Origin of the sequence: Robertmurraya beringensis (genome assembly GCF_042433785.1) — a bacterium.
In the GTDB taxonomy this organism is placed as follows: Bacteria; Bacillota; Bacilli; order Bacillales; family Cytobacillaceae; genus Robertmurraya_A; species Robertmurraya_A beringensis.
The window spans coordinates 15,069-41,625 of sequence record NZ_JBHLUU010000105.1 but is presented as its reverse complement, the minus strand read 5'-3'; the positions used below and the strand labels follow the sequence as shown (position 1 = coordinate 41,625).

The window sequence follows — 26,557 nt, the reverse complement described above, 5'->3', positions numbered from 1 at the left end:
GTTTGCATGTGAAAAATGTGGGGGTGAAATGTATCCTGAGTATTATAAAGGGGTACATGGCATAGAGTACAAATTATCGGATATTCTCTAACCATGAAAAGGACCGGGCTATGCCCGGTTTTTCTTACGATTGCGATAACTTAATCATTATTTTTTCTACCGTTTCTTTTTCAGTGGATGATCTTACAATCGTTGCAATATCAGAAAGTACTTTTTGGCAATGCTCGGCTTCTTTCGCTAAAGATACGAGATGTTTTAGATCGCTGTAGGATAATTCATTTACTAAAGCTTCCCATTTGTACCCATCCTCGTAATCTCGTAAAATTCCTTCCACATTACCTATCACCGAATTCTTCACACTACGCATGGTTACTCCTCCTTGATGTTCTATTTTTAAAATTATATTTGAGAAAGATGAAGGTAGTTTTAATGTGGTGTAAAGATCATGAAAATTGTTTTTAAATAAAACAAGTGCATAGTACGTGCCAAAAATTAGAGTATAATAATCAAAAAGAAGAAGCGAGGAAGAACGATGACAGATAGAATAACAAAAACATGTTCACAGTCCAGAGTGATTAAGACAAGCAGGGTGTTTCCACTAGATACCAATAACCATGGGACATTATTTGGTGGGAAATTGATGAGCATGATCGACGATGTCGCATCGATTTCTGCCTCAAGACATGCACGATGTGAGATTGTAACGGCATCAACGGATTCGGTTGATTTTCTATTTCCCATCCAAAAGGATCATTCAGTTTGCTTGGAATCTTATGTCACTTGGGTCGGGAAATCTTCTATGGAAGTGTTCGTTAAAGTGATTTCAGAGAATCTGATGACGGGGGAAAGGCAATTAGCGGCAACCTCCTTTCTAACGTTTGTGGCCCTATCTAAAGAGGGGAAAGCACTGACTGTGCCTTATGTAAAACCTGTAAGTGAAGAAGAAATCATGATGAATGAAAGTGCACCAATGAGGGCGGACAATCGAAAGAAACGAAGAGAACATAGTAAAACCTTAGGGGAAAAAATCAATGTGAACGTACCTTGGGGTTGATAATTATTATGTCTAGTTGTTTTGAAGTGCAAAATTTGCACTAACCTTGCTATTTAAACGGTAATCCTCCACTAAAATTACAGGTAATTAAAAAATAAAGACTTAAATAAGATTTGATTTTTTAGTATGGTTAGGGAATGAATGGTAATTGAAAGATTTAGAGGTGTAGTATGTCAAAAATAAAAATAGATGGTCCAAAAGTCTCAACCGACTTGCCACATGCTAATTTTCATGATGTTTTTTATGAAGAAGAAGCAGAGTTAGTCAACTGTTCGGTGGTAAATTCCCAAGTAGAGAATGAGGAAATCGAAAGGCTAATTCTATCAAAAGTTATTTTTAGAAACGTCACATTTATAAGCAGTTCCTTTGTCAATATAGATGTAACCGATGTGTTATTCGAGAATTGTAATTTATCAAATGTACGTTTTTGTGGAGGAAATCTGCATCGAGTGGAGTTTAAAGATTGCAAATTGTTAGGGTTAGATTTGTCTGATGCGATCTTAGGGAATGTTCTTTTTGAAAACTGTGATTTGAACTTAAGTAACTTTGCTGATACTCGTCTAAAACAAGTGAATTACGAGCAATCAACGTTAAAAAGTGCTAACTTTTTCAACTCTAAATTTACTAAGGTAGCTCTTAACCGATGCGATCTGAATGATGTAGATTTTACCAATACCATCCTTAAAGGGGTTGATATTAGTACTTGTACGTTTGAACAGATCAATGTGTCGACCGAAAGTTTGGTGGGCTGCGAGGTATCTTCGAATCAAGCAATTGGGTTTGCGAGGTTATTAGGGTTGAAGATAAAAGAGTAAATTCATGTATTTAGCAAATAATCATGGGTGCAATGTAGAAAGAAAATCCATATTTGATACAGATAACAAAATTAGAAGATCATCTTAAGGAGCGTTAATGAAATTTAACCTCCCTTTTATTATGTAATGATGTCTAAAATTTGAACAAAACAGTAAACATTGTTTCGTATATTCCGATAGTACTGATAGTAGATGTTATATATGTATTAGACGACAGGAGAGAGTAACAATGGGGAAAAACATCATAAGAATAAATCTCAAGCTAGGAACAAAGATCAATTTAATTGTTATATCAATGATCACTATTCTATCCTTAGTTATTGGATTTGTAGTAAACGGAGAGATTACAAGGGGGATTAAAGAGTTTGCTACTGAGAAAGCAAAAGGAGATTTAGGACTCGCTTATAGATATATTGACAACAAATACCCAGGAGAATGGGAAGTCAAAGATAATACGCTTTATAAGGGAACAACCCAGATCAATGATAATAATGAAATCGTAGATACAATTGGAGAAGAGACGGGAGACACCGTTACGATTTTTCTTGAAGATACACGTGTGACAACCAATGTATTGCTAGATGGAGAGCGTGCAATTGGTACACAGGCTTCAGCGGAAGTAGTTGATACTGTCATTACAAAGGGAGAGTCTTTTTATGGGGAAGCAAATGTAGCAGGGAATATGTACCAAACCGCTTATATGCCGTTAGAAAATGCTTCTGGAGAAGTAATCGGAATTATGTATGTAGGTGCTTCAGAAGAGATAATTAACAATATTTTATCTTCTTTCATACTCAAATTCGTTGTTGTATTGGTGATAATGATCGGTCTAGCCTCTGGGGCTGTGTATTGGTTCACATGGAAAATGAAAAAGAGACTTTCGAATCTTACAAAGGCACTTGATATGGCTGGAAATGGTAATTTCACTGCGGAAGTTGAAGATCACTCAGGTGATGAGTTAGGTACTTTATCTGATAGCTATAACAAAATGTCAGAGAGTCTTAAAGACATGATGAATGAGGTTATTTCCACTTCTGAACTTCTTGCTTCTTCATCGGAAGAATTAACAGCAAGCTCAGAACAGACAAGTAAAGCAACAGAGACGATTACAGACTCCATTCAACAGGTAGCAGATGGTGCAGAACAATCCACATCAAGTGTACAGGAGAGTGCAATAGCATTAGAAGAAGTCACGAAGGGCATACAGACTATTGCAGATAATGCATCGATCGTTTCAGAAGTAAGTGGACAAGCCACTGAAAAGGCTAAAGAGGGCGGATTGTTTGTTGATAAAACGGTGAATCAAATCAATGAAATTAATCAATCGGTTTTCGCAAGTGGTGAAGTAATAAAAACGCTTGAACATCGTTCACAGGAAATTGAGAAAATCACAAATGTCATTACAGCAATTGCAAATCAAACAAACTTATTAGCTTTAAACGCTGCTATTGAAGCGGCAAGGGCAGGGGAGCATGGAAAAGGATTCGCGGTTGTTGCGGATGAAGTTCGAAAGCTTGCTGAACAATCACAGCAATCTTCTTCACAGATTTCGACATTAATCAAAACTATCCAAGAGGACATGACCCAATCTTCCCAATCTATTGAACAAGTTTCTGTCGACGTAAAAGAAGGGTTAGCGATTGTTAACCAAACTAAGGAGACTTTTAAAGAAATCCTTGAATTTATGAGTAATTTAACAGAGCAAATTAATGATATGGCAGCAACGTCAGAAGAAATATCAGCAAGCACTCAAGAAGTTTCCGCTACTGTATCGGGAATTATCAATATTTCTGAACAAACATCCATGCATTCGCAGAACGTAGCAGCTTCAGCAGAGGAACAACTTGCATCTATGGAGGAAATCGCCACATCTGCATCGGCATTATCTAATCTGGCAGACGATTTAAAAGTTTTAATTGGTAAGTTTAAGGTCTAAATGAATGTTCATATAAAATGACTGGCCACTTATGGCCAGTCATTTTTGGGTTCAATGTTTCAATTATTCAGTTATTTGTAGAGAAAGGTACGGCGATTTTTGGAAAATAAACGTTGATAGATGGTGAGATAACTGTCTAGTCTTTGACTGATACGGATGGTATTTTGGCTGCCAAACCCTTCTTGCATCCCAGTGTAAATCAATTCGCCACGAATAAGTTCAATTTTAATATATAAGTATACTTCATCATTTTCAAAAATAATCGGCGGCATATCGATGACTCCTATGGCTATAATTTCTCTAGGTCGTATATGTTATTATTACATATTTTTAAAAGAAAAGGGAATATTTGATAGCATTTTTAATAAAATGTTTATTTTTTGTAAAAAAGTCACTTGATACCTGAAATTTTGATAAAAAGTAAAAGAAAGGTTGACATCCAACTAGGTTGAACCATTATCCTAAATATGTAAACCAAACAAAGGGAGTGGTTAGATGTATCGATGGGATGGAGGGTTTATTATGGTGCATCCTGATCAATTTGAGGATGCTATTCAATGGTATCAGGACGTATTGGGTTGGGAGTGTGTCGATCAAATCACTAGTTGGGTTGGAAGAAAAGGTTTTATGAAGCTACCTAGAGCTGGAATGATAACAATCAAGTCGTTTGAGGGAGATCATGATCACTTGCAGTCACAAGAAACAGAAGGAAACGTGAGGCTCGGATTTGCCACATATCATCTGGAGCAAACCCTTTCTTACTTAGAAGATAGAAAGATAGAAGCTTCGGCTATAAAGCAGCTTCCGAGCGGACAAAGATATTGTGATATCGTAGCATTCGACAACACAAGATTAACGTTAGTAGAGGAAAACAAAGGAGAGGACGAAAGGGAGTATCCTCCATCAGGAGTGCTTGGTTTTGGCACGGTGAATGTCATTATTCATGTGAAGGATCCCAAATTTTCAGCCTCCTGGTATACAGAGCATCTTGGGTTTGTGATTGAGGAAATAGATGAGGGGAGAGGTTTTGCTCACCTCAAGACAGAGGATGCCTATGATAGAAACGTATTAAACGAATGTTTTTGGGATCATATTTGGCTTTTGAAAAGTCAGGACACTGTTACAAAACCCAATGATAATCGAGCAAGAACCTATTACGACATTCGGCCTGAGTTTGTTTTCGATGAATATCATCGGCTGATAAAAAATGGATTGGAACCTTCTGATATGGCTGGTGACCCAATAAATGGTTGGGGTGGTTTTCATTTTTATGATCCGGATAACAATCGTATTAATGTGTGGTCCTATAAATGACCGTATGAAAATCTTTTTTTCTCGACAAAAGTATTAATTTTTTTAGTGGAAGCGTTATAATTATATAGGTAGTGAAAGTCCTAATTCCATCTAAAAGGGTAGAGATGAATGATTAACAAAGTTGGTCAAATCATGTTGTATGTTACTAACCAAGATGAGGCAAAAGCTTTTTGGACAGAAAAAGTAGGGTTTCAGGTCGTTTCTGAAGAAGATAACGGTCAAGGTTTTAGATGGATTGAGGTGGCTCCAAAGGACGCAGAGACAAGTATCATTTTACATAACAAGGAATTTGTAGCGAAAATGTCGCCTGAATTGAATTTGGGTACACCTTCTTTAATGTTTTTTACCGAAAATCTTGAAGATTTTTATAACGATTTATCGAATAAAAACGTTACAGTTGGAGAATTAGTCAATATGCCTTTTGGAAAAGTCTTTAACTTTGCAGATGATGAAGGAAATTATTTTGCGGTAATGGAGAAAGAATAGGGCCCTGGGTTAAGAAAAGAGGACTTTGCTCATTGAGGGCAAAGATCCTCTTTTTTGATTTCATAGATCTCTTACTTCAGATGATTTGTTCTAATAAACTTTAAATGCCAAGGTAATCCTACGAAGAAAACGAATACAAATACAGGAATAGAATAGTAAAACTTCCATATATCAGATGTCATAATTCCCGTTTTGTGAGCGATCCACTCCAGTACAGTTGACAGAATGATAAAAAAGATGATTAACGCTTTTTTACGTTTGGTAGCTTCGAAAAGATTTAGAAAAATGATGGCAATAAGAGAAGGAATTAACCCATATAATAACAGCTCGGGTAATCCATCTCGTTTCGTACCGATGTCAAAAATATCAAACGGTGCCGCTATTGTTATATTAACCATCCAAACCACATAGCCTATCACGCCAAATGTGGTATATATTTCAGTTTTATTTAATTTTTTTGGCATGAAAAGAAAAATGAGGATAAGTACAATACTTAATGTGATCGGATACCATATTCCTTTTACAATGTCAAAATTTGGGTTCATGATTCTACCACCTACTACAGTCTTTACCAATATATTTTCCTAATTTATAGGTAATATGTAGTGGTGTGTATGAAAAAGTAATTAAGTAGATCTGATCGAATTATTTAGCTAATTGTTGCAGCCGAGATCGATCGACAATTAGAAACCCGCGAGAATGTTTCTTTATCGTTCCTTCTTCGCCTAGCTTTGCAAATACATGCAATAAATGACGGTATGACACACCTAAGTATTCACAGACTTCGGTGTGTTTTTCTTTGTAAAAATCATGATCAGCTGAAACAAGTATAAAAGCAGCCAGCCGGTTAATTAACGGATATACTTGATTTTCGGTGTACTTCGCTGATATGGTTGTTGCTTTTTGACTGAGAAAAATGCATAAATGCCTTAAAAAAGTAGCGTCCGTGAGCAACTTCTCTTTAAAGGCCTGAATGGGAATGGCAAGACAAGTAACTTTCGTAACGGTTTGGATCGCTTTGGATATACGTTCTTCATTTAAAAGTTCAATTTCTCCCATAAAAGTAGGGGCTTGCAAAAAATTGATCAGTGATACTTTCCCATTTTCGTGGGTCACATAGAGCTTTGCTTTGCCTTCAACCAGATAGTATAAATACTCAGGATAGGAGCCTTCTTGGAAAATAAATTCTCCACGTTCAAACTGACATACTTGAATATAGGGTGTAATAGGAAAGGAGAACAGGGATTCGATTGGGTATCTTGTAAGATAGTAATTGCGTAAAGGTTCAACTAAAAATTGCATGAATTCCTCCGAAAAAATATGAGATATCTCATATTATTGTATGAGTGTTCATGATATGATGCAAGAATCACGGAGGTATGAAAATGAATATTCAACATTGGCTTTCACGAAATTTCTTTGTATTTTTTATTACATGGGGTGCATTTTTACCCTATTGGACAGGATGGCTCGTACAAGATAAGGGATTAAGTGTTACTGAAGCAAGTCTAATTATGGGAATAGGATTAGTGGCAAGAGGACTTTCCACGCTGTTCGCTTTTCCTTTTGCGTCAAGATTTTTAAGTGCTCATAAGGTGATTCTGAGTTTGACGGTTATCTCACTCATTGCGACTATTCTTTATATTCCATCTTCTTCGTTTACAACCTTATTCGTTGTAACGATCCTATTTAGTGCTGTTTATCCGACACTCCTGCCTGCTGTCGAAAGTGCTGCGGCAGTGTTGGTGAGTCATCATGGAGTACATTATGGGAAAAGTCGAAAATACGGATCGATTGGGTTTGTCGTTTCCGTTTTTATCATTAGTATGTTAACAGGGCAGTGGGGAGAGCAAGCTATATTATGGAGTATGTTTGTCGGTCTTGGTTTCATGCTATTTATGTGTTTTTTACCAACGCCTACGATTTTATTAGAGGCACCATCGAAACAAAATCGAAAAGGGGCATTATCTGTCCAGAAATTATTAGAAGTAAAAAGCTTTCCGATTGTATTACTCATTGTTGTGTTGTTACAAGGAGCACATGCTTCTTATTACAACTATGGATATATTTATTTACAAGACTTACAAGTGAATCAATATTATATCGGTTTGATTATTAACATAGCGGTCATTTTTGAAATCTTCTACTTTATGAAAGCCGATTCCTTGTTTCAAAAATGGAATACTTCCTCCTTATTATTGCTAGCGGCAGTAGGTTCGACTTTAAGATGGATCCTTTTGTTTTTGTTCCCCAATATCTGGGTATTTATCCTCTCTCAAGGTTTACATGCATTGTCCTTTGGAGTGGCACATTACGCGTTTATTACTTATATCACTAAGAATCTACCAAAAGAACAGATTCCAAATGCTCAAGGAATTTATTCCGCGATTGCTTTAAGCTTGAGCACGGCTGTATTAACACTGTTAGGTGGATTCTTGTATGAGATTTCCCCGAAGCTTGCCTTTTTAGGAATGATTATTTGTACCATTCCAGCGATTCTTGTTATTATTGGGTCAAGAAGGCGGTATAATTTTTAAAATAGGTTTGAAGAGAGCATAGGACTATAGTTCATGCTCTTTTTATTAGATTAAGAAATTGCAAATGTTGCTTTCGAGATATAAACGTTTCTTATGACGCGTACGTTTCTGTTTTTTGGTCTCTCACGTCATAAACCTTTTGTTATGACGCAATTCTTCTGATTTCTCTCCTATTATGTCATAAAGTTTTTCTCATGGCGCACCATATAAACATATTAAGTTTCGGGAGGGTCCATATGGAAAAAGAAAACAGTGAGTACAAAAGTATTCATCAAATGAAAGCAGAAAATGAAGAAAAGCTAGAGATTAGTTCAACGGGTTATGGGTTAGAAAATGCAGTTGAAGAGAATGAAACAAAGAAGTCAGACAATAGTTAATAAAGGTAGACCATTAAAGTAGGGCGTTTATCCACTAGGATGAACGCCCTATTTATTGAAAAAACGTTTGAACGTGAAGTTTTATTATTTATAATGATTCAGTGCATTACTTCTAATAAAAACGGGTAGTAAAACAAGTGGAGACTTTTTATGTTTAAATAGTGGGGGAAAATGACGTGGGAAGAATGGAAAGACGACAACAAAGAAGGTCATCAAAGTTTTCTTGGAATGCCTTTACTTCAAAGAGTGTAAAAATGAAGATTCTAGCAGCCGCTATTGGTGTGGCTCTTGTTTTCTTTATAGTTTTTAATATCCTAATTTGGACAACAGACGTGAGCAAGTTAGAAGAACCTGCACCACAACCAACTATCATTTTTGATCAAAGGGGAGAGGTCGCAAGTAAAATTGCCTCTTCTAATATTGAAGGGGTAAGTATAGAGAAAATTCCGGAAGACGTTGTACATGCGGTAATTGCAACAGAGGACCAGAGGTTTTATAAGCATGACGGAATTAACTATTTTGCCATTGCGAAGGCATTGATAAAAAACACCTTGAGCGGAGAAGTTGTTGCTGGTGGTAGTACACTAACGCAGCAGCTGGCTAAGAATGCTTTTTTAACACACGAACGGACATATACGAGAAAGTTTAAGGAACTTATTATTACTAAAAGAATAGAACAAAAGTATTCGAAAGATGAAATCATGGAAGGGTACTTAAACCAAATTTACTTCGGTGAAGGGGCATGGGGAATCCAACGTGCTGCCCAGATGTACTTTGGAAAGGATGTTAGCGCATTAACTCTTGGGGAATCGGCCATGATTGCAGGATTAATTAAAGCACCGTCCATCTTGTCTCCTTTTAAAGAGATGGAAGGTTCGGTGGAACGAAGAGATCTTGTTTTATCACTAATGGAAAAAGAAGGTTATATTACGGAAGCGGAACGAAAACAAGCAAAAGAACAGCCCATCGTTCTAGAAGGGAAAAAGATCGATGGATATAAAGGGAAATATCCTTATTATGTCGACCATATCATTGCAGAAGCGATTGAACAATATGAACTAACCGAGAACGAAATTTTGTCAGGTGGTTTGAGAATTTATACAGAACTAAATCCAGTCATTCAGAACGCGGCCGAGGAAGTGTATAACGATAATAGCTTATTTCCTGAAAGTACGTCTGATCAGTTGCTTCAAAGTGGGGCAGCTTTTATTGACCCAGCGACTGGAGGAATTACGGCCCTTGTGGGAGGCCGAGGGGAACATGTATTTAGAGGGTTTAACCGTGCGACTCAATTGGAGCGTCAGCCAGGCTCTACGATGAAACCATTAGCTGCATATACCCCTGCCCTTGAACAAGGATATGACATATTTGATAAGCTTCAAGATCGTCCGATCGATATTAATGGATATCAGCCATTGAATTATGACAAACGATTCCGTGGAGAGGTAACGATGTATGATGCCTTGGTTCACTCTTATAATGTGCCACCCGTCTGGCTTTTGCAGAAAATGGGGGTGAAATATGGGGTAAATGCCGTAGAACGCTTTGGTATACCATTGACGGAAGAAGACCAAACAGCTGGTATGACTCTGGGCGGCTTACACAAAGGGGTCTCCCCTTTAACAATGGCACAGGCCTATTCTACATTCGCTAACAAAGGGGTACGAATAAATGCCCATTCAATTACCCGTATTGAAGATGCAGAAGGAAAAGTGATCGCACAATGGAAAAATCATGCGATCAAGGTGACGGACCCTGAGGTTTCTGAGAAAATGACGTATATGTTAAAAGGGGTCGTTGAAGAAGGGACAGGAAAAAATGTGAAGGTAAGTGGGTGGGATATCGCTGGAAAAACTGGAACGACCGAACTTCCATTTGCTAACGAGGCTGGAACAAAGGATCACTGGTTTGTCGGGTATTCTCCTGAAATGGTAGGAGCGGTTTGGATGGGGTACGATCAAACTGATGAAAATCATTTTCTAACCACATCAAGCAGTTCCACCGTTACGATTTTATTTAAAGAAATATTTAGTCGGTCCTCCTCAGTGTTCACCGAAAAAGAATTTGACCTTTCTTCTATAGAAAGAAAGTATCTTGATGCGAGAAAAGAAGAGGAAGAAGACGAAGAAGAAAAAGAGGAAGAAGAGGAAGAAAACGAAGAACATGAAGACGAGGAGGATGAAAACGAAGACGACGAGAAGGAGAGAGAAAAAGAGGAAAGAGAAAGAGAAAAGGAAAGAGAAAAGGAACAAAAAGAACGAGAGAAAGAAAAGAAAAAAGGTAAGAATGATGATTAGAGTTTTTAGGAAAAAGGCATCTACTGTGTCACTTCACAGTAGGTGCCTTTTCCTATTTTTCTTAAATTTTCACTCCATGACGCTCAAAAGCAGCTGCTTCAAGAACAGAGATCCCTTGATTTTCAGCGAATGACTTTAGTTTATCTGACACATTTGGTGCAAACAGCTTTCCAGGAGAAGAATAAGACATTTCTCTCGCACGTGCGGAGTTGCTGCGAGCGAATGGTCCCCAAATCGCAAACGTCTTACCTGGTGTTTGAATATTAACAAAGAGTGTTTTGCCATCAGGTGAGAATATCGGACCAGCTAATTCTGAGCCACTTAAACGGTTATTCGCAAAAGGATAGATGTTTCCTTCTGGTGTAATCCCCATGATACGGTCGTTTCCGGATCCATCCTCTGCAAACCATAAATCTCCCCAAGGTGTCATGCAAATATTATCGGGTGACTCCATTAGTTCTCGATCGGTTGCTTCATAGAATAGCTCCAATGAATTGGTAGCAGGTATGTAGCGGTAAATACGACAAAGGTTTTTCTCGCCAGCCGAGCTGTCATCAAACCAGAACACACCGGCTTGGAAAAAGGCTCCTTCTAGCTTTTTAAATTCGATACAACCTTGTGCTTTTGCATCCTCACGACATAAATCAGGATTCAATTCCTTCCACACAATTCCAATCGTTTGTCCTGTTTTAAAGGTACTTGCTTTTGGAGAAGCAATTTCTTCAATAGCAGCAGCGTATAACTTACCGCCTTTTTGCAAGGCACCTGGTTTTTTACTCGTGTCATTTGGAATGAAGCGGTATAAATAGCTTGGGCTTGCATCTTCAGTCAAGTACACATACCTTGTCGCTGGATCGATTGCACAAGCTTCATGAGAGAAACGGCCCATGTCCTTGATTGGTGTTCTTGACAGTTCATTTTCTGGATCTAATGGATCAACTTCGAATACATATCCATGTGTGGAGGAGCGTGTTTCTTCACAAGTTAACCAAGTTCCCCAAAGAGTGGCTCCCCCTGCACAATTTCGGATCGTACCTGAAGAACTGACATATTCTTTTACTACGTTTCTAGCATTATTAATGATAAGTGTCGTTGTACCACCTACAGCTGCAGAGCTATAAGGGTTTGTTCCAATAACTGGGTTGGTGGCACTTGTCCCTAATTCATGGTTACGAACAAGAACAGTAGTATTGTTCGGTCCTTCGAAAGCGGCCATTCCATCAAAAGCTCCTGGAATCGCTGTACCGTTAGTCATTGGCTTACCTATTTCCTAAAGTGCTGTTGGGGAGAGGTGAATTCTATTTTCACTATTAATAATTTCTTAACACTTTTTTACAGTAGCTTCATTGGTTTTGGTTTTTCCCTCGCCTATTATCAAAACTATTAATAACAAATACTAGTGAATAAGGAGGTTTTTCGATTGTTTCAAAATATAGGAGTACCTGGCTTAATCCTTTTGCTTGTGATTGCATTAATTATTTTTGGTCCCTCAAAGCTGCCTGAACTTGGCCGAGCAGTGGGTTCCACGTTAAAAGAGTTTAAAAAATCCACGCGAGAGTTAGTATCAGATGATGCACCTGTGAAAAAAGAGGAAAAAATAAATTAAAAGGAATTTGTAAGATGTAAGTGGTTATTCCTACTTACATCTTATTTTATGGAACGAATAAGAGGGGGCAAACAGATGCAAAACAGGGATGTCCATTTAGTAGAGCATTTAGAAGAGCTTCGGAAACGAATCATCATCACATTAGGTGCCTTCATGATTTTCCTTACGGGAGCTTTTATTTTTGTGAATGACTTATATAATTGGTTAATAAGGGACCTAGATGAAAAGCTTGCCGTACTTGGGCCGAGCGATATTTTGTGGGTGTATATGATGTTATCAGGTGTATGTGCTTTTGCATTTACCATTCCTGTAGCGGCTTATCAAGTGTGGAGGTTTGTCACACCCGCATTACATAAGAAGGAAAGGGAGGTAACACTCCGATTTATCCCTGGCTTTTTTCTATTATTTATTTTAGGAATCAGTTTCGGGTACTTTGTTTTGTTTCCAATCGTATTAGGGTTTTTGATGGGGCTTTCTGAGGGACAATTTCAGACCATGTTTACAGCTGAGAAATACTTTAGCTTCTTAATCAATCTTACATTGCCCTTTGGCTTTCTGTTTGAAATGCCACTGGTCGTCTTGTTTTTAACAAGATTAGGAATTCTTAATCCAATGAGACTAGTAAAAGCGAGAAAGATCTCGTATTTTGTGCTTATCGTGGTATCCATTCTTATCACACCACCGGATTTTGTTTCAGATTTTCTGGTCATCATTCCGTTGCTTGTGCTTTATGAAGTGAGTTTATCTCTTTCCAAAATTGTTTACAAAAAGAAGTTAAAGGATGAGGCGAAAGAGGAGGCGGAGGCTTATAGCGAAGTGAGCTAGCAAATAACATAGAAACCGTTGGAGGAGCAATCTTAGTGATTGCTCTTTTTTATTTAAACAAATTTATTGGCTTTTTTTGTCGGATAAAGGAATTAGAAGATTTTTAGCGAATAAATGATAGAGAAAAAATATTATTGTATGGCAAGTATTTTACAGGGGGACGGGCTCCATGCTTCATGGAATAGAACTCATTTTAAATCAAGTGTTAATGGTGCTTTTTCCTATTTGGACGTACCATTTGTTATTTCAGAAAAAAGGGTCTAGACAACGGTTTAAACCAATGCTTGTATTGGTTCTAACCATCTCTCTTTTGCTAACCCTAACATTTTCAATTAATTATTATGATACATTTTATTTTGATTTAAAAATGGTTCCTATCATTATTGCTTTTCTATATGGAAGCAATCCATGTGGATTATTGATTATCGGTATTACCGTTGTTTATAAAATCATTTTTAATGATGATCCCCCATTAATAACAGTGATAAATTTTGGAATTATAAGTGGATTACTTATTCTTGTAGCAAAGAAATTTCGTACATATAGTGATTTTAAAAAGATCTTTTTAATTAGTACTCTTTATGGACTTATAACTATTACGAGAGGAATTTTGCTGGTTTATACGAATCACTCTCAGGAAATAGGAATCGTTTTTACCTTTTCTTTCATCACTTGGCTAACTTTATTGTCAGCAATGTTTATTTTTGAAAATATGAACAAGCAGATGGAATTAGAGCTTAAAGTGCAACGGGCAGAAAAGTTCGATGTGGTTGGTCAGCTTGCCGCATCAGTAGCGCATGAGGTAAGAAATCCGATGACCGCTGTTCGAGGCTTTCTACAGCTTATGAGTGATGATAAAAATTTAACAGAGTCTCAAAGAAGATACATACATATTTCAATGGAAGAATTAGATCACTCACAGGTCATCTTATCTGAGTACCTGTCCTTAGCTAAGCCAGCTACGACCGACTTGAAAATTCTCAACTTAAAGGCGGACTTAGAAAATATTATCGAACTGATGAGGTCATTTACGAATCTTCAAACCATTTCCATCGTTTCTTCATTAGAAGATAGACTGTTAATCAAAGGGGACAGTTCAGAAATCAAGCAAGTTTTTGTAAACCTTCTTAAAAACAGCATAGAAGCGATTGGAGAAAAAGGCGAAATAATGGTTAGTGCTTATCAAAATGGAAAATATGTAATAGTAGAGATTGAAGATAATGGTCAAGGCATGTCAGAAACACAACTGAAATATCTCGGTACCCCTTTTTATTCGACAAAAGATAAAGGAACGGGAGTCGGGCTGTCTCTTTGTTACAAAATTGTCCATTCGATGAAGGGTACGATATCGGTAAGAAGCAAACAAGGAAAAGGGACGAGGTTTACGATTCAATTTCCATCAGTATAATAAAAAATTATCAAGCAAACATAAAACCCGAATAGTTTCCACTTGTACGAAGTGGAGAGCTATTCGGGTTTTTTTAACTAAACGTAAATTTATATCCTTCCCCAACGATGAGCTGGTTTCCGATATGAACAGGTTCGTGATTTTGATCAAAAATGACCGTTTTCATTAAAAACAAAGGCTCACCGGAAGGTACTTCTAACAACTGCGCTTCTTCCTCTAGTGCACGGACAATTTCTAACGATGTTTCACCAGGATTAGAAGGGTGAATATGGTGTTTTTCTTTTAATGTTTGATAAAGGGAGCCATCTAAGTTTTCATTTAATAAGAATTTATATTTGTTATAAGGGAAGTAGTTGTTTTCTAGCATTAATGGATTTTCTCCTGCATATCTGACACGTTGAATATAGACGACAAGATCATCAGGTTCCAACTGAAGCAATTGAATGACTTCCGGTTCCGGTTGAAGAATTTCTCGTTTGATCACCTTGCTGCTCGCTTTTACCCCGTTTGCTTCACAGGCTGCTGAAAAACTAATGAAATGGACGATCTTTCTTTCGATTTTCGGTTTGCTAACAAAGGTTCCTTTTCCTTGTTTTTTAATCAGGTAGCCTTCTTCAACTAATTCGGTAATCGCTTTTCTCACGGTGACTCTACTAATATCATATTTCTCGCTCAATTCCACTTCTGTGGGGATTTTTTCTCCAGACTTCAGCTTCTTATTGACAATCTCACTACGAATGGATTCCTTTAATTGAAGATACAGTGGAATCTTGTTCTCCTGGCTAAGCATTTATTTCACCTTCTTTATAAAAATGTATACGCTGTATTTGTAAAACGTATTGTATCATCTTACCCTGTGGAGTGCCACTCATTTGTCTTATTTACACTTGGGATTATCCTAACTTTATTTAAAATCAGTAAGTTTCGGCTGTTACGTTGGTTTGCCGATGGTTCTACAATTATTGATTATTTACTACGGATTGCCACAGATCATAGGGTTTGAAATCACGGCCTTTCCTGCAGCAGTTATCGCATTTGGAATGAACTCAGCCGCTTATATTTCTGAGATTATTCGCGCAGGAATTTTGGCTGTTGATAAAGGACAAAGTGAGGCATCTCTTGCTCTTGGAATCCCGTACCGTCCTATGATGAAGGATATCATCCTCCCGCAGGCAATGAAGAACATCTTGCCCGCACTAATGAATGAGTTTATTACTCTTACAAAGGAATCTGCAGTCGTAACAGTGATTGGTGCGATGGATGTGATGAGACGAGCGTATATCGTCGGTGGCCAAACGTATCGTTATTTTGAGCCACTTCTGATTGCGGGGATCATTTATTACATTTTGGTCATGGTTCTTACGATTCTTGGAAAAGCGATCGAGAGGAGAATGAGAAAAAGTGATTAAAGTAACGGACCTCGAAAAATCGTTTGGAAGAAATACGGTATTAAAGGGCATTTCAACAGAAATTAAAGAAGGCGAAGTGGTGGCCATTATTGGACCCTCAGGATCTGGAAAGTCGGCATTTCTTCGGTGTATGAATCTACTAGAAACACCAACAAAGGGGGAAATTTGGTACCGGCAAACAGAGGTAACCGATCACAAAGTAGATATTATGAGTATTAGACAGAATATTGGAATGGTCTTTCAGTATTTCCACTTGTTTCCACATAAAACCGTTTTAGAAAATCTAACGTATGCACCAATGACCGTAAAAGGGATGACTAAGGAAGAGGCTGAAAAAATTGGCTTAAACCTCCTAAGTAAGGTAGGTTTAGCGGAAAAAGCAGCCGAATATCCAAATCGTTTATCAGGCGGTCAAAAACAACGTGTAGCTATCGCGAGAGCACTAGCGATGTCACCCGAAGTGATGCTTTTTGATGAACCTACCTCCGCACTCGATCCAGAGATGGTGAAGGAAGTGCTAGATGTGATGAAATCCCTTGTACAAACAGGAATGACCATGGCAATCGTTACCCATGAAATGGGATTTGCACGTGAGGTAGCGGATCGGGTGTTATTTTTGGATGATGGTAGATTAGTAGAAGATTCACCACCAGCAGAGTTTTTCTCCTCGCCAAAGAGCAACCGGGCAAAGGAATTTTTAGAAAAAATGCTATAAAAATATTCGTCCTGTACTTCTTCAGTAGAGAAGAGGGGTTTAACAATGAAAAAGTTTTATTCAGTATTTATGTTGGTGTTAGTGATGAGTATATTGGTTGCATGTGGAACGTCAAATCCTTCAACGTCTGGAAGTGAAGAACAGGATGAAACAGAGGAGAAAAAGGTATTAGTAATGGGAACGTCAGCTGATTTCCCGCCATTTGAATACATTGATACAGCAAAAAGCGAAGAAATTATTGGTTTTGATGTGGATATTATTCATGCGTTAGCTGAGAAATTGGGGTATGAAGTCGAAATTAAAGATATGGATTTTAGCGGATTAATCGCTGCCCTACAGGCCGGGAAAGTTGATTTCGTTATGTCAGGCATGGCGCCAACCGCAGAACGAAAACAAAATGTTGATTTTACTGACAGCTACTACCGTTCCGATTTGGTTTTATTATTTGAAGAAGATAGCAAGATCACAAATGCAGATGATTTAAGTGGGAAAGTTCTTGGAACTCAAGTGAATTCCTTCCAAGAAGAAGTAGCAAAAGAATTAAATGACACGGTGGATTTTACCCTTGAAACACGTGACCGCACGCCTGACTTAATACAAGAACTAAAATCGAAGCGATTTGACGCGGTGATTATGGAAGAAGCCGTTGCGATTGGGTATATGAGCACAAACGATAATCTCAAAACGATCTCCGTTCCCAATGGAGAAACACCTGGTACAGCCATTGCTTTTCCAAAGGGAAGCGAGTTAACAGAAGAATTTAACACGGCTTTAAAGGAAATGATGGATAGCGGGGAAATCGATGAACTGGTTGTGAAATGGTTTGTTGAGTAAATAGGGAAATGAGACTGGCTTCAAAATCGAGTATGTCCTGATTTTGAAGTCAGTTTTTTTATTTGACTATAATTATATTATGTTAACTAGTCGAGTGAGGGACGAATCTTATCTTTCGTCCCAATTATATATGCTACTTTTTAAACTCATTCAATCTTTCAAATGTTTCAAGCAAGAAATCATAAAACAGAGCTTCGGTAGGGAGTAGTTTCCGTTGGGTTGGATAGATTACGCCGACCGTTCTGGTCAGGCTGGCATCCGATAAGGGGATCATAACGGTGGATCGTGGGGTGTTATCCACCAGTGTCATCTCGGGCATCAAGGCGACACCTAATCCAGCCGAAACCAACCCTTTTAATGCATCAATGTCCTTTCCTTCGAAGGCAATTTTTGGTGAAAAACCAGCATCCTGACACCCCTGAACCACTTGTTCGCGAAAGATAAATCCTTCTGGTAGAACACAGAAAGAGTCATTCTTTAAGTCACGCAGTCGAATGGAATCTCGGTCCGCTAAGGGGTGGTGAAGTGGGATAAGAGCAACGATATTTTCTGTGAAAAGAATGTCTCCTTTGATTTTCCCTTCTTTTTCCTGATGGGGCATGGGAGCAATCATGGCTAAGTTGTATTCCCCATTGATAACACCATCGATTAAATCATAATAAAGGGCATTGCTCATATGAAACTTAGCATCCGGGTATCTGTTCCGAAAGGCATAAATAATAGAAGGTAAGGTATGTGCGGCCATACTAATGGGAAACGCAATTCGAACGGTTCCTTTTTCCGGATTAAGATATTCTTCTACTTCGCGCTTGGCATCCTCCATCATGTTCCACACTTGCTTCATTCGTTCATAAAAGATTCGACCTAAAGGGGTTAACCGTACACTTCTACCTTCTCGGATAAATAGTTCGACCCCCAATTCGTCTTCTAAATTGAATATTTGTCTGCTAACAGAAGACTGAGCAACATGTAAAGCATCGGCAGCTTCTGTGACATGTTCTCTTTTTGCTACTTCTAAGAAATATTGTATTTGCCTTGTTTCCATTTTTACCCGCTCCTGATTCATGCGTTTAATGCATGGATTTAATCGAATTTTGATATTGGAACTATTAATTACAAAATTATAAAATGAAAACACATTTAAGAAAAGAAAATATTCTTAACTTTATAATAGATTAGGGGCGAAATTTTTATGAAAGTGTTAGAAAAAGTAGAAGAAAGCCAAACGCAAACGGTAAAAGAGTATGTCAATCGTTTATTTACAAAGGTTCAAGAGAGCAATCCAAATGAAGGAGAATTCCAGCAGGCAGTAAAAGAAGTACTGGATTCTTTAGTACCCGTTCTTGTGAAAAATCCAGTATATATTAAACAAGCCGTATTAGAAAGAATGATTGAACCTGAGCGCTTGATTTCTTTCCGAGTTCCATGGGTAGATGACAATGGAAATGTAAAAGTCAATCGCGGATATCGTGTTCAGTTTAATAGTGCCATTGGACCTTATAAGGGAGGACTTAGATTTCACCCTTCTGTGAACGCGAGCATTATTAAATTCCTTGGCTTTGAGCAAATTTTTAAGAACTCTTTAACTGGGCAGCCGATCGGCGGTGGTAAAGGTGGATCTGATTTTGATCCTAAAGGAAAATCAGATTTTGAAATTATGCGTTTTTGCCAAAGCTTTATGACAGAGCTTAGTAAACATATTGGACCAGACACGGATGTTCCCGCTGGAGATATCGGAGTAGGGGCGAGAGAGATCGGTTATATGTTCGGTCAATATAAGAAACTAAGAGGCGCTTATGAGGCCGGCGTATTAACAGGAAAAGGAATTGGGTATGGTGGAAGCTTAGGCCGAAAAGAAGCAACTGGCTACGGTACGGTTTACTTTGTGGATGAAATGCTAAAAAGCAAAGGATATAGCTTTGATGGCAGTACGGTTGTGGTATCTGGATCAGGAAATGTTTCCATTTATGCGATGGAAAAAGCGATCCAATTCGGTGCAAAAGTGGTCGCATGTAGCGATTCATCAGGCTATGTTTACGATCCGAATGGAATTCAGTTAGATACCGTTAAACGCTTAAAAGAAGTAGAAAATAAAAGAATTTCTGAATATGTAAAGGAACATGCTGGTGCTATCTATCAAGAAGGTTGTTCAGGGATTTGGACCATTCCTTGCGATATTGCATTACCATGTGCGACGCAAAATGAATTAAATAAAGAAGCAGCAGAATTGCTAGTTTCGAATGGAGTAAAAGCTGTAGGTGAGGGAGCAAACATGCCTTCCACATTAGAAGCCGTTGAAATTTTTATCGAGAATCAGGTATTATTTGCTCCTGCTAAAGCAGCCAATGCTGGTGGAGTGGCTGTATCTGCATTAGAAATGGCGCAAAATAGTGCAAGATTAGCTTGGACACAAGAAGAAGTGGATCTTAAATTACAACAGATCATGAAGGATATCTATACAAAGAGTCAGAAGGCAGCCGAAGAATATGATGCACCAGGTAATCTGGTAGTCGGAGCGAATATCGCTGGGTTTGTAAAAGTAGCGGACGCGATGATCGCACAGGGAGTTATCTAATTATTACAGACAAAAGGTCACTATTAAGTGGCCTTTTTCTGTTTTAAGAGATGGAAAAAGAATATTCTTTGGAAAAGCAAAATATATAAGAAGTAATAGAAAAATGTATCCTTAAGGTGCTGATTCTTTGTATAGAAATAAAAATGTTAATTTATTTATTATTTTGCTGTTTATCTTGTTTATCGTTCTTTTGGTGCATGTGATTCTTCATGTTAAAGTTTATATAGTATACAGTGCTAGTATTGGTTCGATTTTCATGATCGGGCTAATCATTGTTCTTATCATATTACTTTATTTAAAAGGATAATAGAATGAAGAAAACTCGCCCTGAATATGAGCGAGTTTTTTGTGTTCCTATTCTTCATATTTTAATCCGTATCCAAACGCGCCTTCCACCATGCAGGTGGTTGCAGCAAACTCGGCTGCTTTACTTAGGGCTTCTTGGATTAATTCATCTTCTTCTGTACTCGCCGAATGACCAACATAGTTTAACAAAAACGCTGTAATAAACGAATCTCCCGCACCCAATGTGTCAACTGCTTCAACAAGCTTGGGAGCTTGAGTGTAAAAGCTTGTCCCGTTATATAAAATTGCTCCTTTTGATCCAAGAGTTCCAACGACGATTTGACTACCAAGGGAGTGAACTTTTTTAAGCAGTTCCTTCACTTTGATTTCGTCGAGATGGCTGCAAGATAGAAAGCTATAGGTCACAAAAGGGGCAACTTGCTCGATGTATTCTTCTGTAAAATCATCAGAAAAATCAAAAGAGATTGGAACGCCAGTTGATTTAATTTTTGGGAGCTCACGTTCTATGTAGCTATATTTACTGGAGTGAAGGAGCTGAAAACTTTTAATATATTCTAGGTCCTCAGCTGATAAAGGATAATTGCTTGTATTGCTGATGCCACCCTTATTGCTGCGAAGGAACACGCGATCTCCATCCACTAGGTCAACCATGGCATAGCCATTTTCACCTTCCATTACTTTGCAATGAGAAATGTCTACGCCGAGTTTTTTTAACGTGTCTTGATTATGCGCGGCTGCCAAATCTGTTCCGAAAATGCCCATAAAAGAAGAATCGCTTCCAAGCTGTTTGGCATAAACCGTAAAATTTAATGTGTTGCCACCAGGATACATCGTTTGTATATCAACATACTTATCTACGACATTATCTCCAAAACCAATGACTTTCATTTAAGTAATCCTCCCTATGCTCTATTCTAAAGAAACGTTATAAAACGTATTATAATACATTTGCACAGAAATTTCAGTAAATTTAAGAGGGAAATTAATTAAAAGCAAAAGAAAGGTTTATGACGTGAGGGGTAAAAAAACAGAAGTGAATGCGTCATAAGAATGGGGTTATGACGTGAGAGGTGAAAAAACAGAAGGAAATGCGTCATAAGAAAGAGTTTATGACGCGAGATCTTTAAAAAAGATATGGCCGCGTCATAAAACAATAGAATCGATATTCTTAAACGCAAAAGGGACTTACCAAGCTGCTGGTAAGGTCCCTTTTTTATTCACGAAACACAAATCGACAGTGGTCATCTCCATCTGTTTTGCAGCAAATCCGATCTACTTGTTTGGTACCTACCACGTTTTTGAACATGTCTGTTTCACATCGGCAAGCGATCATAAATTCTTTGGCTACCGCATAGATTGGACAGTTATACTCAATCATTTCATAGGAGTGTTCGTCCACTTGATTCACTTCGGTCATATAGCCTTTGTCATTTTGTAGTGTGGCGAGCTCTTTTATTTTTTCAGACAAATTCTTTTTCTCTTGAACCTTTAATTTATATTCATCCGTAATTCGTTTTTCTCTTTTATCAAATAAAAGCTGAATCGTTTCTTCTCCATGGAGTTCTTGGATATCTCGTAGAAACTCGACACTTATGCTTTCATAATTTTTTGGAAAAAGCTGTTCTCCTTTTTCGGTTAAAGAGTACATTTGAAGGGGACGGCCCAGGGGCTGCTTAACTTCTATCGATTGGATGAGATGATCTTTCTCAAGAATAGTTAAGTGCTTTCTGACAGCCATGTGGGTAATGTGTAACCGTTCGGTCAGCTCATTAACAGCCAGTGACACTTCCTTCTTCAATAAATCCAATATATGTTCTCTGGTGTTTTTACTCACGACTGTAACACCTCAATTCTATCGCAATATAAGACTTATTATACTATATAGTATAAATAATGAAAAGAAACGCTCCTATTTTGAAATAAATAAGAAAATTTTAGAAAAAAGATGATGCAAATACATTGAAAAATTTGAAAGATTGAGGTAAATTAAAAATATACTTTTTAAACCATAAAGTATAAAAAGAACAATTAAAGGGGATTGTTATGATGACAACTTACACATTACCAACATTAGCTTACGATTTTAATGCATTAGAGCCTCATATTGACCAGCAAACAATGGAAATTCATTACGGAAAGCATCACCAAACATATGTAAATAACTTAAATGCAGCTCTTGAAGGAAAAGCTGACCTTCAAGAAAAAGATTTAGAAAGCTTATTGAAAAACCTAAACGACGTGCCTGAAGCGATTCGAGGAGCGGTTAGAAATAACGGTGGTGGACATTTAAACCACACATTGTTCTGGGAAGTGATTGCGCCAGCAGGGAATGCTGTACCAAGCAGTGACTTAGCAGCAGCGATTGAAAAAGCATTTGGTAGCTTCGACAGCTTCAAAGCAGAATTTACAAAAGCGGCACTTACTCGTTTTGGATCTGGTTGGGCTTGGCTTGTGGTAAACGAACAAGGCGCTCTTGAAGTAACTAGTACACCAAATCAAGACAACCCAATCATGGAAGGCAAAGTGGCGATCCTTGGCCTAGATGTGTGGGAGCATGCGTATTACTTAAATTATCAAAACAGAAGACCAGATTATATTGAAAGCTTCTTCAACATCATTAACTGGGATGCTGTTTCAAGCAAGTTTGAGCAAGCAACTAAATAAGAAACATATACAGGAACAAAACGAGCGATGCTTATTTAAGCATCGCTTTTACTATTTCACCACTTGTTATGTTGTACTAGAGAAAAACAATAAATACCTGAATATGCTTTAGTAGAGGATGTAGTTATTTCCTATAATAAAAATGTTATGGAAGGTAATTATATTACAGTAGCAAATACAAAAGGAGTGATAGTCATGCCTCAAATTGATGTAAATCAGCTAAACCAAGCAAAAGCAAATGTAGCTCTCACGCAAGAATTATTAACAAAAGCAATTGAAAAAGCAAATTCTGATCCTACACTCGCTCAAGAAGCTATTAAGCAGGCATCAAACGAAATTTCGTCTGCTCTAAGTGCGGTAGCTCAGGTACAAAATACTTCACAAGCACAATCGACAGAATGATAAAATATTGAAGTTTTTTAAATCCCCATGACATTGTCAATGGGGATTTTATCGTAGGATACACTTATCAGTATTAAATTCTTGCCTAGTCTACATTTGTTTAACATTCTTAAACGATAAATCCTGTCATAATTATAGATTAAAATGACAGGAAAAGGTGATTATTATTTTCGAGAGATTTCTAGCTACTATTATCGGAAGCTTGTTATTAGGAATTGGAGTAAATGGATTCTTTGTTCCTAACCATTTAATTGATGGTGGAATACTTGGAATTGCCTTAATTATACATTACTTTTTTGATTTTCAGACAGGAATTACAATGGTGGCATTAAGTCTTCCAATATGTGTTTTTTCATCATTGAATGACAGGAATTATTTTTTTAATAATTTACAAGGGATGTTGGTCTCTTCTTTATTCATTGATTTGCTCGCTCCCCTTCGTTATCAATTTTTAGTTCCACACTTTCTAAGTGCATTAATTGGAGGAGTAATCATTGGAGTGGGTGTTGGTTTAATGCTCAGATATAAAACAAGTACTGGTGGAACGGATTTATTAGCAAAAATCATTTCAGAAACTTTTTCCTTTAATATAGCGCTTGTAATTATTTTTATTGATGGATTAATTGTTTTAGCAGGATTTACTGTGCTCGAATTAGAAAGTTTTATTAATTCATGCGTAGCTATAACAATAGTAGGACTAACAATTTCCTTAATAAATAGGAATTAGGACTGGTACTTATGAATCTTTAGGTAATTTTACGTTTCCTAAATATTTAATCTTTGGATGGAAAAGAATATGAAAAGTGAGGTGTGATATGAGAAACTTTTCATTATTTGTGATAATAGGAATTCTTATCTGTCTTTGCATTTTTCCGGTAGATTCTAAAGCAAATGAACAAAAGTATGACGATGATGATCTTCCGATTAGCTTTGAAATTGAGATTCTTCCTTGGGAGGTCGCCAAAGACATCTTGCCAAAATATAAGAAATTTATCGTAATTGATGTCGAGACGGGGAAACAGTATCAGGTTCAAAGACGATCGGGGAGCAGACATGCAGATGTTCAGCCTCTTACCACTAAAGATACAAAGATCATGAAGGAAGTATATGATGGAAAGTGGAGTTGGAAAAGAAGAGCGATTATCGTGAAGGTAGGAGATCAATTTATTGCTGCTTCTATGCATGGAATGCCTCACGGAGGAGGAGCACTCCAAAACGGATTTCCTGGACATTTTTGCATTCACTTTTATGGAAGCACCACTCATCGCTCAGGAAAGATGGATAAACTCCATCATCTAATGATCTTAAAAGCGGGCGGAAAAGAAGAAGAGTACCTACATACTGTTGATCCGTATGAAATGATCGAGTTTTTTGTTACAGGCTTAAAATATCAAGACCCACATTTACTAAAAGTAACGATTGCGGAAAATAAAACTTCTACAAAATTAAAGAAAATGGCCAAATCATTTACTTATTTCCGGATTACTTCTATGTCCTTTTTACCAGTGGAAGATCTGGAAGGGCAGCTGGTGCTAGAAGTTCCGGTAGAAGTAAAATATCACACAGATAAAAGTGGAAAAGTAACAAAGAATATAAGTATGATTTTAATAAAAAATAGTGTGATGGATCGGTGGAGAATTGACTCGGAGCATTTTTTCAATCAAATACAGGGGAAAAATTGAAAACCTACATGATTAGGTTTTCTTTTTTTGCTATACTAAAAAACAAACCATTTTAAAATGGTCGTATAGTTTTGAACAATAAGGAGACAACCCAAATGAAATTAAAGGCATCAGCTAAGATCGACAAACTAACAACCTCCATTTTTATAGACTTAGCCAATCGAAAACATGAACTATTGAATAGTGGGAAAGATGTGATCGATTTAAGTGTTGGTAGTCCTGATTTACCTCCATCGTCTTTGGTGATGGATACAATTGCTACATATAGTAAAGATCCAGCAAATTATGGATATACGCTAAAAGGAACGGCTGAGTTTAGTGAAGCGGTTAGTTATTTTTATAAAAATCGTTATGGAGTGGAGCTTAACTCGAGGGATGAAGTTCTTCAGCTCATGGGTTCACAGGATGGACTTTCACACTTGGCAACGGCGATGGTGAATCCGGGTGAATATGTGCTTGTACCTGATCCAGGTTATCCCATTTACGAGGCGAGTGTCACGATTGCGGGCGGAGCCGTGTATCCAATGCCCTTATTAGAAGAAAATGATTTTCTTCCTATTTTAGAGGACATACCGGAAGAGGTGTTAGCACAAACAAAAATGTTGATCTTGAGCTACCCAGGAAATCCAGTGACTGCCATTGCGGACAGGAGCTTTTTTGAAAAGTTAGTAGCTTTTGCGAAGAAGTATGACATTCTGGTGGTACACGATTTCGCTTATTCGGAACTTATTTTTGATGATCATCCTCAATTGAGCTTTATGTCTATTGAAGGGGCGAAAGAAGTGGGCATTGAATTCAATTCTTTATCGAAGACCTTTAATATGGCTGGCTGCCGAATTGGATATGTGGTCGGAAATGCTCAGGCATTACAAATTCTAGCCTCACTAAAATCACATATGGATTATGGAGTGTTTTTACCAATCCAAAAAGCAGCTGTAGCCGTATTAACTTCTGACTTTGCAATGCTTGCTGAACAAAAATACATATATGAAGACCGAAGAAATACTTTAATTCATGGACTGAACCAGGGCGGATGGGAAGTGAAAACTACTCCGGCAACGATGTTCATATGGACGAAAATTCCCCAAGGTTGGACCTCTCGCCAGTTTGCTTTTGAATTACTTGAACACGCGGGTGTGGCGGTTGTACCAGGAGATGCTTTTGGAGCAGGGGGAGAAGGATACGTGCGAATCGCATTAGTACAGCCTTCTGAAAGATTAGCAGAAGCCGCAACGAGAATTCAGAAGTTTTTACATACCTATCAACCTCAAACCAATTGATACCAAATCCCTTTCATAGTAGGAACTATACTACT

At 37.7% G+C, this 26,557-nt stretch carries 28 protein-coding genes and 1 pseudogene; 20 read left to right on the top strand and 9 right to left on the bottom strand.

Annotated elements, in window-relative coordinates; translation table 11 throughout:
* Nucleotides 1-124: 124 nt before the first annotated feature.
* Entirely contained in the window at nt 125-367 is a 243-nt protein-coding gene (locus ACFFHF_RS15020) for a hypothetical protein (protein ID WP_160546742.1), read from the bottom strand.
* Nucleotides 368-532: 165 nt separating this feature from the next.
* Between ACFFHF_RS15020 and ACFFHF_RS15015 the strand changes: the two genes are divergently transcribed.
* The 3 genes from ACFFHF_RS15015 to ACFFHF_RS15005 all read left to right on the top strand — a co-directional run bounded on the left by ACFFHF_RS15015 (nt 533) and on the right by ACFFHF_RS15005 (nt 3,805).
* Nucleotides 533-1,054, top strand: coding sequence for a hotdog domain-containing protein (locus ACFFHF_RS15015; RefSeq protein WP_160546741.1), 522 nt, complete (start codon nt 533-535; stop codon nt 1,052-1,054).
* A 170-nt stretch (nt 1,055-1,224) separates the two neighbouring features.
* Nucleotides 1,225-1,869: a pentapeptide repeat-containing protein gene (locus tag ACFFHF_RS15010; RefSeq protein ID WP_160546740.1), complete on the top strand. Its 645-nt coding sequence runs from the start codon at nt 1,225-1,227 to the stop codon at nt 1,867-1,869.
* 229 nt (nt 1,870-2,098) lie between these two features.
* Nucleotides 2,099-3,805, top strand: coding sequence for a methyl-accepting chemotaxis protein (locus tag ACFFHF_RS15005; RefSeq protein WP_377058499.1), 1,707 nt, complete (start codon nt 2,099-2,101; stop codon nt 3,803-3,805).
* Between the two features lie 71 nt (nt 3,806-3,876).
* Here the strand turns inward: ACFFHF_RS15005 and ACFFHF_RS15000 are convergent, their stop codons facing one another.
* Nucleotides 3,877-4,077, bottom strand: a complete 201-nt coding sequence (locus ACFFHF_RS15000) for an aspartyl-phosphate phosphatase Spo0E family protein (RefSeq protein WP_160546738.1) — start codon at nt 4,075-4,077, stop codon at nt 3,877-3,879.
* Between the two features lie 223 nt (nt 4,078-4,300).
* Here ACFFHF_RS15000 and ACFFHF_RS14995 point away from each other — a divergent pair, with 223 nt between their 5' ends.
* Together ACFFHF_RS14995 and ACFFHF_RS14990 are read left to right on the top strand one after the other, a co-directional pair.
* The gene (locus tag ACFFHF_RS14995; RefSeq protein ID WP_377058498.1) at nt 4,301-5,119 is read left to right on the top strand and encodes a VOC family protein; all 819 of its coding nucleotides are present in this window, start codon (nt 4,301-4,303) and stop codon (nt 5,117-5,119) included.
* 108 nt (nt 5,120-5,227) lie between these two features.
* Entirely contained in the window at nt 5,228-5,605 is a 378-nt protein-coding gene (locus tag ACFFHF_RS14990) for a VOC family protein (protein WP_160546736.1), read from the top strand.
* Between the two features lie 71 nt (nt 5,606-5,676).
* On the opposite strand, the gene ACFFHF_RS14985 is transcribed toward ACFFHF_RS14990, so the two are convergent.
* Together ACFFHF_RS14985 and yeiL are read right to left on the bottom strand one after the other, a co-directional pair.
* Nucleotides 5,677-6,150 (bottom strand): hypothetical protein, encoded by a 474-nt coding sequence (locus ACFFHF_RS14985; RefSeq protein WP_160546735.1) that lies wholly within the window; start codon nt 6,148-6,150, stop codon nt 5,677-5,679.
* A 100-nt stretch (nt 6,151-6,250) separates the two neighbouring features.
* The gene (gene yeiL / locus ACFFHF_RS14980; protein ID WP_377058497.1) at nt 6,251-6,907 is read right to left on the bottom strand and encodes a transcriptional regulator YeiL; all 657 of its coding nucleotides are present in this window, start codon (nt 6,905-6,907) and stop codon (nt 6,251-6,253) included.
* Nucleotides 6,908-6,990: 83 nt separating this feature from the next.
* Between yeiL and ACFFHF_RS14975 the strand changes: the two genes are divergently transcribed.
* The 3 genes from ACFFHF_RS14975 (at nt 6,991) to ACFFHF_RS14965 (ending at nt 10,816) form a co-directional block, all read left to right on the top strand.
* A complete protein-coding gene (locus ACFFHF_RS14975; RefSeq protein WP_377058496.1) occupies nt 6,991-8,142 on the top strand; it encodes an MFS transporter in 1,152 nt (383 codons plus the stop codon).
* A 236-nt stretch (nt 8,143-8,378) separates the two neighbouring features.
* Nucleotides 8,379-8,519, top strand: a complete 141-nt coding sequence (locus tag ACFFHF_RS14970; RefSeq protein WP_160546732.1) for a hypothetical protein — start codon at nt 8,379-8,381, stop codon at nt 8,517-8,519.
* Nucleotides 8,520-8,704: 185 nt separating this feature from the next.
* Complete coding sequence (locus ACFFHF_RS14965; protein ID WP_377058501.1) at nt 8,705-10,816, top strand: transglycosylase domain-containing protein; 2,112 nt, start codon at nt 8,705-8,707, stop codon at nt 10,814-10,816.
* 61 nt (nt 10,817-10,877) lie between these two features.
* Here ACFFHF_RS14965 and ACFFHF_RS14960 read toward each other — a convergent pair whose 3' ends face one another.
* Nucleotides 10,878-12,071 (bottom strand): alkaline phosphatase PhoX, encoded by a 1,194-nt coding sequence (locus tag ACFFHF_RS14960; RefSeq protein ID WP_377058495.1) that lies wholly within the window; start codon nt 12,069-12,071, stop codon nt 10,878-10,880.
* Between the two features lie 165 nt (nt 12,072-12,236).
* Here ACFFHF_RS14960 and ACFFHF_RS14955 point away from each other — a divergent pair, with 165 nt between their 5' ends.
* The 3 genes from ACFFHF_RS14955 to ACFFHF_RS14945 all read left to right on the top strand — a co-directional run bounded on the left by ACFFHF_RS14955 (nt 12,237) and on the right by ACFFHF_RS14945 (nt 14,655).
* Entirely contained in the window at nt 12,237-12,422 is a 186-nt protein-coding gene (locus ACFFHF_RS14955; protein ID WP_160546731.1) for a twin-arginine translocase TatA/TatE family subunit, read from the top strand.
* 75 nt (nt 12,423-12,497) lie between these two features.
* A complete protein-coding gene (gene tatC, locus ACFFHF_RS14950) occupies nt 12,498-13,247 on the top strand; it encodes a twin-arginine translocase subunit TatC (protein WP_160546730.1) in 750 nt (249 codons plus the stop codon).
* Nucleotides 13,248-13,416: 169 nt separating this feature from the next.
* The gene (locus tag ACFFHF_RS14945; RefSeq protein ID WP_377058494.1) at nt 13,417-14,655 is read left to right on the top strand and encodes an ATP-binding protein; all 1,239 of its coding nucleotides are present in this window, start codon (nt 13,417-13,419) and stop codon (nt 14,653-14,655) included.
* Between the two features lie 73 nt (nt 14,656-14,728).
* Here the strand turns inward: ACFFHF_RS14945 and ACFFHF_RS14940 are convergent, their stop codons facing one another.
* Complete coding sequence (locus ACFFHF_RS14940) at nt 14,729-15,445, bottom strand: UTRA domain-containing protein (RefSeq protein ID WP_160546728.1); 717 nt, start codon at nt 15,443-15,445, stop codon at nt 14,729-14,731.
* Between the two features lie 90 nt (nt 15,446-15,535).
* Here ACFFHF_RS14940 and ACFFHF_RS14935 point away from each other — a divergent pair.
* The 3 genes and pseudogenes from ACFFHF_RS14935 to ACFFHF_RS14925 form a co-directional block, all read left to right on the top strand.
* Nucleotides 15,536-16,064, top strand: a pseudogene (locus ACFFHF_RS14935) (amino acid ABC transporter permease); the annotation flags it as partial.
* Nucleotides 16,057-16,779 carry an amino acid ABC transporter ATP-binding protein gene (locus tag ACFFHF_RS14930; RefSeq protein WP_377058493.1) on the top strand — a complete coding sequence of 241 codons (723 nt, stop codon included), beginning with the start codon at nt 16,057-16,059 and terminating at the stop codon, nt 16,777-16,779. The pseudogene ACFFHF_RS14935 and the gene ACFFHF_RS14930, both read left to right, overlap by 8 nt.
* Before the next feature lie 45 nt (nt 16,780-16,824).
* The gene (locus tag ACFFHF_RS14925) at nt 16,825-17,613 is read left to right on the top strand and encodes a transporter substrate-binding domain-containing protein (protein WP_160546727.1); all 789 of its coding nucleotides are present in this window, start codon (nt 16,825-16,827) and stop codon (nt 17,611-17,613) included.
* Nucleotides 17,614-17,746: 133 nt separating this feature from the next.
* On the opposite strand, the gene gltC is transcribed toward ACFFHF_RS14925, so the two are convergent.
* Nucleotides 17,747-18,658, bottom strand: a complete 912-nt coding sequence (gene gltC, locus ACFFHF_RS14920) for a glutamate biosynthesis transcriptional regulator GltC (RefSeq protein WP_160546726.1) — start codon at nt 18,656-18,658, stop codon at nt 17,747-17,749.
* A gap of 147 nt (nt 18,659-18,805) precedes the next feature.
* Here gltC and gdhA point away from each other — a divergent pair, with 147 nt between their 5' ends.
* On the top strand, nt 18,806-20,188 hold the full coding sequence (gene gdhA / locus ACFFHF_RS14915) for an NADP-specific glutamate dehydrogenase (protein ID WP_160546725.1): 1,383 nt from the start codon (nt 18,806-18,808) through the stop codon (nt 20,186-20,188).
* Nucleotides 20,189-20,542: 354 nt separating this feature from the next.
* Here the strand turns inward: gdhA and ACFFHF_RS14910 are convergent, their stop codons facing one another.
* Both ACFFHF_RS14910 and ACFFHF_RS14905 read right to left on the bottom strand, forming a co-directional pair.
* Nucleotides 20,543-21,382 (bottom strand): PfkB family carbohydrate kinase, encoded by an 840-nt coding sequence (locus ACFFHF_RS14910; protein WP_160546724.1) that lies wholly within the window; start codon nt 21,380-21,382, stop codon nt 20,543-20,545.
* 325 nt (nt 21,383-21,707) lie between these two features.
* On the bottom strand, nt 21,708-22,328 hold the full coding sequence (locus ACFFHF_RS14905; protein ID WP_340903870.1) for a helix-turn-helix transcriptional regulator: 621 nt from the start codon (nt 22,326-22,328) through the stop codon (nt 21,708-21,710).
* Between the two features lie 212 nt (nt 22,329-22,540).
* Between ACFFHF_RS14905 and ACFFHF_RS14900 the strand changes: the two genes are divergently transcribed.
* The 5 genes from ACFFHF_RS14900 to ACFFHF_RS14880 all read left to right on the top strand — a co-directional run bounded on the left by ACFFHF_RS14900 (nt 22,541) and on the right by ACFFHF_RS14880 (nt 26,522).
* Complete coding sequence (locus tag ACFFHF_RS14900) at nt 22,541-23,158, top strand: Fe-Mn family superoxide dismutase (RefSeq protein WP_160546870.1); 618 nt, start codon at nt 22,541-22,543, stop codon at nt 23,156-23,158.
* A gap of 195 nt (nt 23,159-23,353) precedes the next feature.
* Entirely contained in the window at nt 23,354-23,560 is a 207-nt protein-coding gene (locus ACFFHF_RS14895) for a hypothetical protein (RefSeq protein ID WP_160546723.1), read from the top strand.
* Between the two features lie 157 nt (nt 23,561-23,717).
* Nucleotides 23,718-24,287: a YitT family protein gene (locus ACFFHF_RS14890; protein ID WP_340903867.1), complete on the top strand. Its 570-nt coding sequence runs from the start codon at nt 23,718-23,720 to the stop codon at nt 24,285-24,287.
* Nucleotides 24,288-24,375: 88 nt separating this feature from the next.
* On the top strand, nt 24,376-25,242 hold the full coding sequence (locus ACFFHF_RS14885) for a hypothetical protein (protein WP_377058492.1): 867 nt from the start codon (nt 24,376-24,378) through the stop codon (nt 25,240-25,242).
* Nucleotides 25,243-25,337: 95 nt separating this feature from the next.
* Nucleotides 25,338-26,522 carry an LL-diaminopimelate aminotransferase gene (locus ACFFHF_RS14880; protein ID WP_160549315.1) on the top strand — a complete coding sequence of 395 codons (1,185 nt, stop codon included), beginning with the start codon at nt 25,338-25,340 and terminating at the stop codon, nt 26,520-26,522.
* The last annotated feature ends 35 nt before the right edge of the window (nt 26,523-26,557 follow it).

Bases quoted from the DNA above. Each gene is read 5' to 3' on its own strand.
- ACFFHF_RS15020 (WP_160546742.1), bottom strand. From the start codon at position 367: ATGCGTAGTGTGAAGAATTCGGTGATAGGTAATGTGGAAGGAATTTTA.
- ACFFHF_RS15015 (WP_160546741.1), top strand. From the start codon at position 533: ATGACAGATAGAATAACAAAAACATGTTCACAGTCCAGAGTGATTAAG.
- ACFFHF_RS15010 (WP_160546740.1), top strand. From the start codon at position 1,225: ATGTCAAAAATAAAAATAGATGGTCCAAAAGTCTCAACCGACTTGCCA.
- ACFFHF_RS15005 (WP_377058499.1), top strand. From the start codon at position 2,099: ATGGGGAAAAACATCATAAGAATAAATCTCAAGCTAGGAACAAAGATC.
- ACFFHF_RS15000 (WP_160546738.1), bottom strand. From the start codon at position 4,077: ATGCCGCCGATTATTTTTGAAAATGATGAAGTATACTTATATATTAAA.
- ACFFHF_RS14995 (WP_377058498.1), top strand. From the start codon at position 4,301: ATGTATCGATGGGATGGAGGGTTTATTATGGTGCATCCTGATCAATTT.
- ACFFHF_RS14990 (WP_160546736.1), top strand. From the start codon at position 5,228: ATGATTAACAAAGTTGGTCAAATCATGTTGTATGTTACTAACCAAGAT.
- ACFFHF_RS14985 (WP_160546735.1), bottom strand. From the start codon at position 6,150: ATGAACCCAAATTTTGACATTGTAAAAGGAATATGGTATCCGATCACA.
- yeiL (WP_377058497.1), bottom strand. From the start codon at position 6,907: ATGCAATTTTTAGTTGAACCTTTACGCAATTACTATCTTACAAGATAC.
- ACFFHF_RS14975 (WP_377058496.1), top strand. From the start codon at position 6,991: ATGAATATTCAACATTGGCTTTCACGAAATTTCTTTGTATTTTTTATT.
- ACFFHF_RS14970 (WP_160546732.1), top strand. From the start codon at position 8,379: ATGGAAAAAGAAAACAGTGAGTACAAAAGTATTCATCAAATGAAAGCA.
- ACFFHF_RS14965 (WP_377058501.1), top strand. From the start codon at position 8,705: ATGGAAAGACGACAACAAAGAAGGTCATCAAAGTTTTCTTGGAATGCC.
- ACFFHF_RS14960 (WP_377058495.1), bottom strand. From the start codon at position 12,071: ATGACTAACGGTACAGCGATTCCAGGAGCTTTTGATGGAATGGCCGCT.
- tatC (WP_160546730.1), top strand. From the start codon at position 12,498: ATGCAAAACAGGGATGTCCATTTAGTAGAGCATTTAGAAGAGCTTCGG.
- ACFFHF_RS14945 (WP_377058494.1), top strand. From the start codon at position 13,417: ATGCTTCATGGAATAGAACTCATTTTAAATCAAGTGTTAATGGTGCTT.
- ACFFHF_RS14940 (WP_160546728.1), bottom strand. From the start codon at position 15,445: ATGCTTAGCCAGGAGAACAAGATTCCACTGTATCTTCAATTAAAGGAA.
- ACFFHF_RS14925 (WP_160546727.1), top strand. From the start codon at position 16,825: ATGAAAAAGTTTTATTCAGTATTTATGTTGGTGTTAGTGATGAGTATA.
- gltC (WP_160546726.1), bottom strand. From the start codon at position 18,658: ATGGAAACAAGGCAAATACAATATTTCTTAGAAGTAGCAAAAAGAGAA.
- gdhA (WP_160546725.1), top strand. From the start codon at position 18,806: ATGAAAGTGTTAGAAAAAGTAGAAGAAAGCCAAACGCAAACGGTAAAA.
- ACFFHF_RS14910 (WP_160546724.1), bottom strand. From the start codon at position 21,382: ATGAAAGTCATTGGTTTTGGAGATAATGTCGTAGATAAGTATGTTGAT.
- ACFFHF_RS14900 (WP_160546870.1), top strand. From the start codon at position 22,541: ATGACAACTTACACATTACCAACATTAGCTTACGATTTTAATGCATTA.
- ACFFHF_RS14895 (WP_160546723.1), top strand. From the start codon at position 23,354: ATGCCTCAAATTGATGTAAATCAGCTAAACCAAGCAAAAGCAAATGTA.
- ACFFHF_RS14885 (WP_377058492.1), top strand. From the start codon at position 24,376: ATGAGAAACTTTTCATTATTTGTGATAATAGGAATTCTTATCTGTCTT.
- ACFFHF_RS14880 (WP_160549315.1), top strand. From the start codon at position 25,338: ATGAAATTAAAGGCATCAGCTAAGATCGACAAACTAACAACCTCCATT.